This window comes from Gordonia sp. (in: high G+C Gram-positive bacteria) (assembly GCF_012515855.1).
In the GTDB taxonomy this organism is placed as follows: domain Bacteria; phylum Actinomycetota; class Actinomycetes; order Mycobacteriales; family Mycobacteriaceae; genus Gordonia.
On record NZ_JAAYXO010000149.1, the window covers coordinates 1 to 6,258 of the forward strand.

The 6,258-nt window shown below is 67.1% G+C and carries 6 protein-coding genes; 1 reads left to right on the forward strand and 5 read right to left on the reverse strand.

What is annotated here, in order from left to right; genetic code table 11:
* From GX543_RS11020 to GX543_RS11040, 5 genes are all read right to left on the reverse strand, one after another.
* The coding region (locus GX543_RS11020; protein WP_290851950.1) for a VWA domain-containing protein at positions 1-838 on the reverse strand (838 nt) is incomplete at its 3' end.
* A complete protein-coding gene (locus GX543_RS11025) occupies positions 838-1,776 on the reverse strand; it encodes a DUF58 domain-containing protein (protein WP_290851951.1) in 939 nt (312 codons plus the stop codon). The genes GX543_RS11020 and GX543_RS11025, both read right to left, overlap by 1 nt.
* Complete coding sequence (locus tag GX543_RS11030) at positions 1,763-2,851, reverse strand: MoxR family ATPase (protein WP_290851954.1); 1,089 nt, start codon at positions 2,849-2,851, stop codon at positions 1,763-1,765. Before GX543_RS11030 ends, GX543_RS11025 begins: the two co-directional genes overlap by 14 nt.
* Before the next feature lie 162 nt (positions 2,852-3,013).
* Positions 3,014-4,501 carry a C40 family peptidase gene (locus GX543_RS11035; protein WP_366929065.1) on the reverse strand — a complete coding sequence of 496 codons (1,488 nt, stop codon included), beginning with the start codon at positions 4,499-4,501 and terminating at the stop codon, positions 3,014-3,016.
* A gap of 251 nt (positions 4,502-4,752) precedes the next feature.
* Positions 4,753-5,376 (reverse strand): DUF6676 family protein, encoded by a 624-nt coding sequence (locus GX543_RS11040; RefSeq protein WP_290851952.1) that lies wholly within the window; start codon positions 5,374-5,376, stop codon positions 4,753-4,755.
* Positions 5,377-5,650: 274 nt separating this feature from the next.
* Here GX543_RS11040 and GX543_RS11045 point away from each other — a divergent pair.
* On the forward strand, positions 5,651-6,258 hold a 608-nt coding region (locus GX543_RS11045), incomplete at its 3' end, for an aconitase family protein (protein WP_290851953.1).

Below are 6,258 nucleotides of genomic sequence, written 5' to 3' on the forward strand. Positions count from 1 at the left end.
GGCTGGAGGCCGTGAAGAACTCGCCACCGGAGAGGTTCGCGATCTTGCGAAGCGACTCGTCGTCGACGGGCACGGACACCTGCTGCACTCCGCCCGCCGGGTTCTCGATCTCGACGGTGCCGGTGAGCGTGCCGAACGAGATCGTCGAGACCGGGACGCCCATCTCCTTGGCCTTCCGGGCCGCGGTGAAACCGCCCCGCGGATCGTCGGGGCTCTCCGGCACGGTCTGCGTGCCGTCCGACAGCAAGACGATGCGGGCGGGCGGCGCCGCGTCGGCTCCGCCGAGAACCGCGTTGAGCGTCTGAATCTGCTGCAGGGCGGCGAAGATGCCCTCGCCGGTGGCGGTCTTGTCGGCCAACTTCAGTTTGTCGAGGGCGTTCTTGGTCGCATCGTGGTCGGGTGTCGGTGAGACGAGGGTCGATGCGGTCCCCGCAAACGAGACCAGCCCGAGGTTGATGCCGTCGGTGAGTTCGTCGGCGAAGCGCTTGCCCGCGGCCTGGGCAGCCTTGAGCCGCGACGGCGCGACGTCGGTGGCCTTCATCGAGTTCGAGACGTCGACGACGAGCATGACGGTCGCGCGGTTTCGCGGCACGTCGCGCTCGGCCATGGGGCCGGACATCGCGATGGTCAACAGCAGCAGACCCACCAGCAGAATCGCGACCGGCACATGCTTGAAGCGGTCCTGGTTCTTCGGCGTCACCGACCGCAGGACATCCAGGTTCGCGAACTCGAGGGCCCGCGCCCGCCGACGCCGCATCACGTACACGTACGCGACCGCCAGCGCGACGACGAGCAGCGTCGCCAGCAGCCACCACGGGTGTGCCAACAGATCACTCATCAGCGCACCCCGGCAGCGATCGTGCGACGTCGGGTTCCGACGAACCGAACGGTGTCGGCGATCCAGTCGCGATCGCTCCGCAGCGACAGCACCGGCCCGCCCGCGCTCCGGAAGGCGCTGAGCACCTCGTCGCGGTGAGCGGCGGCGGCCCGTGCGTAGTCGGCGCGGACCTGCGGCGTCACGTCGAGATCGACGATCTCACCCGATTCGGCGTCGCGCAGCGTCACCGGACCCACCGGCGGCAGTTCGACGTCGCGCGGATCGAGTACTTCCACGCCCAGCAGTTCGTGGTGCGCGCCGATGGCACGGAGGGAACGCGCCCAGTCGATGTCGCCGAGGAAATCGCTGACCACCACAGCAAGCCCCCGCCTGCGCATCGGGCGGCGGAGTGCTTCCAGGCCCGCGTCGAGATCCCCTCGAACTCCGGGCGCCGACCGCTTGGTGGTCGCGATGGCTTTGAGCAGGGCGCGATCGTGCGCGCGACCCGACAGCGCGGGGATACGGACGATGTCGTCGCCGGTCACGATGATCGCGCCGTGGCGGTTGCCGCCACCCGCCGTCAGGTGGACGATCGCCGCCGCCGCCGCGACCGCCAAGTCGCGCTTGGAACGTCCCACGGTGCCGAAGTCCAGGCTCGCCGACGCATCGACGACGAACCAGGTCTCGAGCTCGCGGTCCGCGATCATCTGCCGAACGTGCGGAGTGCCGGTACGCGCGGTGACCGACCACTCCATCCGACGGATGTCGTCGCCGGGCTGGTACTCGCGAGCCTCACCCGGTTCCGAACCCGGTCCCGGGATCAGCCCGAGGTGTTCGCCCTGAAGCACACCGTCGAGCTTGCGACGGACGGTCAGCTCCAGCGACTTGAGAGCGGCGGTGAGTTCCGGGTCGTTGAGCGTCCCTGCCTCGAACGACGGCAGATCGCTACTGGCCGCCATTGGCCTGCTGAGAAACCGGGGCCTGCTGGGACACCGGGGCCTGCTGGACCGGACCCTGAAGCTGGACCGGCGCCTGCTGAACCGGGCCCTGGTGAGCCGGTGCCTGCTGCACCGGAGTTCCCGTCTGCGTCGCCGAGACCTGTGGCAGTCCGACGGTCTGCAGGATCCGGGTGATGATCTGGTCGGGCGTCACTTCGTCGGCCAGGGCGTCGTACGACAGCACGATGCGGTGGCGCAACACGTCCGGAATCACCTCGACCACGTCCTGCGGGATCGCGTAGTCCCGGCCGTGGATCAGCGCGAGCGCTCGGGCCGCCGCGACGATGCCGAGGGTCGCACGCGGCGAGGCGCCGTAGGCCAGCCACTTCTCGACGTCGTTGAGGCCGGCCTCCGCGGGGCGACGCGTCGTGTTGATCACGCGCACCACATAGTCGACCAACGCGTGGTGCACAAAGACGTTCGCGGCCAGGTTCTGCAGACGAATGGTCGATTCCGGATCCAGGATCGGCGAGGCCGTCGGCGGGACGTTGCCCATCCGATAGACGATCTCGCGCTCTTCCTCGATCGTCGGATAGTCGACGAGCACCTTGAACAGGAAACGGTCGCGCTGCGCCTCGGGCAGCGGGTAGACGCCCTCGTTCTCGATGGGGTTCTGGGTGGCCATCACCAGGAACGGCGACGGCATCGGGTAGGTGGTGCCGCCGATGGACACGTGACGCTCGGCCATGACTTCGAGCAGCGCCGACTGCACCTTGGCCGGTGCGCGGTTGATCTCATCGGCCAGCAGGAAGTTCGCGTTCACCGGACCGAGTTCGGTGTCGAACTCCTCGCGGCCCTGACGGTAGATGCGCGTTCCGATGAGGTCCGAGGGAACCAGGTCGGGGGTGAACTGAACGCGCGAGAAGCTGCCGCCGATCACCGTCGCGAACGTCTCGACAGCCAGGGTCTTCGCGACGCCCGGCACGCCCTCGAGCAAGATGTGGCCGCGTGCCAGCAGTCCGGTGAGAATGCGCTCGACCAGCTTGTCCTGACCGACGATCACGCGCTTCACCTCGAACATCGCGCGTTCGATCAGCTGCGCATCTGCCGGGGTGAACGTGAGGTTCGCAGCCGGACTGGCCTTCGTCTCGGATTCGCCACTCGTCGTGCCGCTGCTGCCTGTTGAAGTCAAGCCATTGCTCCTACTGATCGAGGCGTGCGTTGTACCGCCACCCACAGTAGCGGCCTTGTCTGAGCGTCAGAGGAGCCGCACGACGTTCGGCATGGCACCGTCCGTCCGGAGTGGGGAGATCTTCACCACGTCGCCGGACTGAGGCGCCTCGAGCATGGTGCCGTCGCCCATCACCATCGCGACGTGAGCACTCGCGTTGGGTCCGTAGAAGATCATGTCGCCGCGCTTCATCTCCGCGAGCGGAACGTGCGGGCCCGAGGTGTACTGGTAACCCGAGTACTTCGGCAGGTCGATGCCGACGCCCGCGAAGCCGTAGACCATCAGGCCGGAGCAGTCGAACCCGACCTTCTGGAAGTCGCCGTAGCTGTCGGCGACGCCACCGTCACGGATGCCGAGCGTCGGCCCGTTCGCATCGCCGCCGCCCCACGCGTACGTGACACCCAACTGCGACTTCATCCGATTGATGACCACCTCGACGGCCTGCGGCCCGCGAAGGCCGGGCCGGAGCGCTCCCCCGTCGCCGCCGGGCGCACCGCTGCCGCTGAACAGGCTCCCCAGCGAGCCGTTGCCCAACCGGGTGATCGTGTTGTTCTCTCCCTCTTCGAGCGGGCCGGTTCCACCGATGCCGAGTTCGTCGAGGAGCTTGGAGTTCGGGATCTGCTGCTGGCCGATCAGGCTGGCCAGCAGCGACTGGCCGGTGTCGGCGGCCAGCGTGGCCGCGGCTTCGGCAGCCTGCGCGATGAGGTCGTCGCCGGCGACGGGCTTGGCGGGAATGCCCTTGATCACCTTGTCGAGCTGGTCGACGGGCGAACCCGGCCGCGGCGTCGCCGGAGCGTCGACCTTGTTCGGCTTGGTCCCGCGGAGTTTGGCGAGCTTGTCGGCGAGCGCGTTGCGGTCGGAGACGAGGGCTTCGCGCTTGGTCTGCTGCTCGCGGACGGCGGTCTGCGCTGCGCGTACCGCCTCGATCGCATCGCGGCGGCGGGCGGTCGCATCCGCGGCGGCCATCTCGGTCTGCTGCCGGGTGGCCTCGGTCGCCGCCACGCGGTTGGCCTGCTGATTACGAGCGACCTGCAATTTGCGGATCACCGTCTGCTGTTGACGAGTCACGCGATCGACGGCGGTCATCTGATCCAGCACCTTGTCCGGATCGTCGGACGCCACGTACTTGGTCATCGCGCCGCGGTTGTTGCCCTGGCGGTACACCGTGCGCACGAAGCTGTCGAACTCCTTCTGCGCGGCCTCCACCTTGGAACCGATCTCGGTCAGCGAGTTCTTCGCGCTGCGGCTGGCCGCCGCGGCGACCTGCTGGGCCGCCATCGCATTCTGGAAGTCCACCAGGGTTCGATCGACATTGCCGCGCTTCACCGCGACAGCGTCCTCGAGGTCGCTGAGGCTCTGATCGACGTCCGCGATCTCGTTGATCAAGGTGGCAACCGGATTGCTGTCCTTGGGTTCGCCGAGAGCCGGGCCCGCACCGAGCATGCTGACGAGCATGACGGCACCGACGGTCGTGCCTCGCGCGGCCATTCGGGCGCTGTGCTGTACTGCCTTCAACTCGAGTACTCCCTCATAACATCTATCCCCCGAGCACCTTCGGTGTCTCCTGCACCGTACGTCACAGGAGTGCCATCGCAAACCGTAGACCAAGAATTACAAACACGTGATTACCTGCGAGAACGACGCGAACTGCAGAAAGAGCGAAACCTTAGAATCGCGTCACGGTTGAATAACACGCGTCCGAACGACCGCAGCCGCTGTCGCCCTCAACAGGGCGGCAGCGGCTGCGGTGACAGCATGCGCGTCAGTTACGACTGCTCGTCGGCGCCACCCTCGGCCTCGGTGTCGGCAATGGGTTCCGAGGTCTGCGCGGTCGCCCCGGCGGCCGAGCGGCCGCCGTCGGGTTCGGCGACGTCCGCGCCGCGACGGCGCTTCATCATCACGCGGGCCAGCACGGCGCCGATCACCACGACGACGATCAGCCCGATGGTGACGCCGGTCCAGTCGACATTCGGGTCGATCGCCTTGTTGTACATCTGGGTGGCGGCCTGGGTCGCGTTGGCACCCTTCGAGATGTCGTTGGCCGAATCCTCCAATTCCACCCGACTGAACTCGTCGGATGCGGTGCCGTTGCCCGACGGACCGAAGACGAGGACCGTGCCGCCAACCTGGGACTGGATCTCGGTAGCGATGTCGCGGTAGGCGGTGAACTTCGGGTACGACTGCTCGAGGACCACCACGTGCAGGTTGTCGCCGTTCTCGGCGGCCTGCTTCACGAGCGCCGTGAGGCCGGCCTGCTGGTCGGCAGGCGCCCAGACTCCGGTCTCGAGGAGAGCAGCCTTGATGGCGGGCATGTCGAGGTTCGACCACACGACGGCAGGCGGATCGGCGACCGGTGCTGCGAGAACGAACTCGGTGGGGCCCGGATTCATCAGTATTAGCTCCCTGAAACAGTCGGAGGGGACGTTGCGGCCAAGAATACGACAGCCGATGCGGAACACCACAGACGGTAGGCACGACTCGGCCGACCCGTCAGAGAGTGAATTCCTCGTGTCGACTCGACACTAACGCCAAACCAGTACGGCCGTACTGCTATCATGGTGGGTGTAGCAGCGCGGCCCCAGCCAGTCGCTTCTGCGACGCTTCTGACGAACTCCCGACGGCGCAGCCCGCCGCCGGATATTGCACGAAACGAGTGGAGCACACGTGAGCATCAATTCCTTTGACTCCCGCGGCACGCTCGAGGTCGGCGAGAACTCTTACGAGATCTTCCGCCTCAGCGCTGTCCCCGGAACCGAGAAGCTGCCGTACGCACTGAAGGTTCTCGCCGAGAACCTCCTGCGCACCGAAGACGGCGCCAACATCACCACCGAGCACATCAACGCTCTGGCCAACTGGGACGCATCGGCCGAGCCGAGCATCGAGATCCAGTTCACCCCGGCCCGCGTGCTGATGCAGGACTTCACCGGCGTGCCCTGCGTGGTCGACCTCGCCACCATGCGTGAAGCCATCGCCGCCCTGGGCGGCGACCCCAACAAGGTCAACCCGCTCTCGCCCGCCGAGATGGTCATCGACCACTCGGTGATCCTCGACGTGTTCGGGCGCGCCGACGCCTTCGAGCGCAACGTGGAGCTCGAGTACGAGCGCAACGGCGAGCGTTACCAGTTCCTGCGTTGGGGCCAGGGCGCCTTCGACGACTTCAAGGTCGTCCCCCCGGGGACCGGCATCGTGCACCAGGTCAACATCGAGTACCTGGCACGCACCGTCATGGTCCGAAACGGCCAGGCGTACCCCGACACCTGTGTCGGCACCGA

What these genes read in the sequence shown, in the direction of transcription:
- GX543_RS11025 (WP_290851951.1), bottom strand. Translation starts at nt 1,776, where the DNA reads ATGGCGGCCAGTAGCGATCTGCCGTCGTTCGAGGCAGGGACGCTCAAC.
- GX543_RS11040 (WP_290851952.1), bottom strand. Translation starts at nt 5,376, where the DNA reads ATGAATCCGGGCCCCACCGAGTTCGTTCTCGCAGCACCGGTCGCCGAT.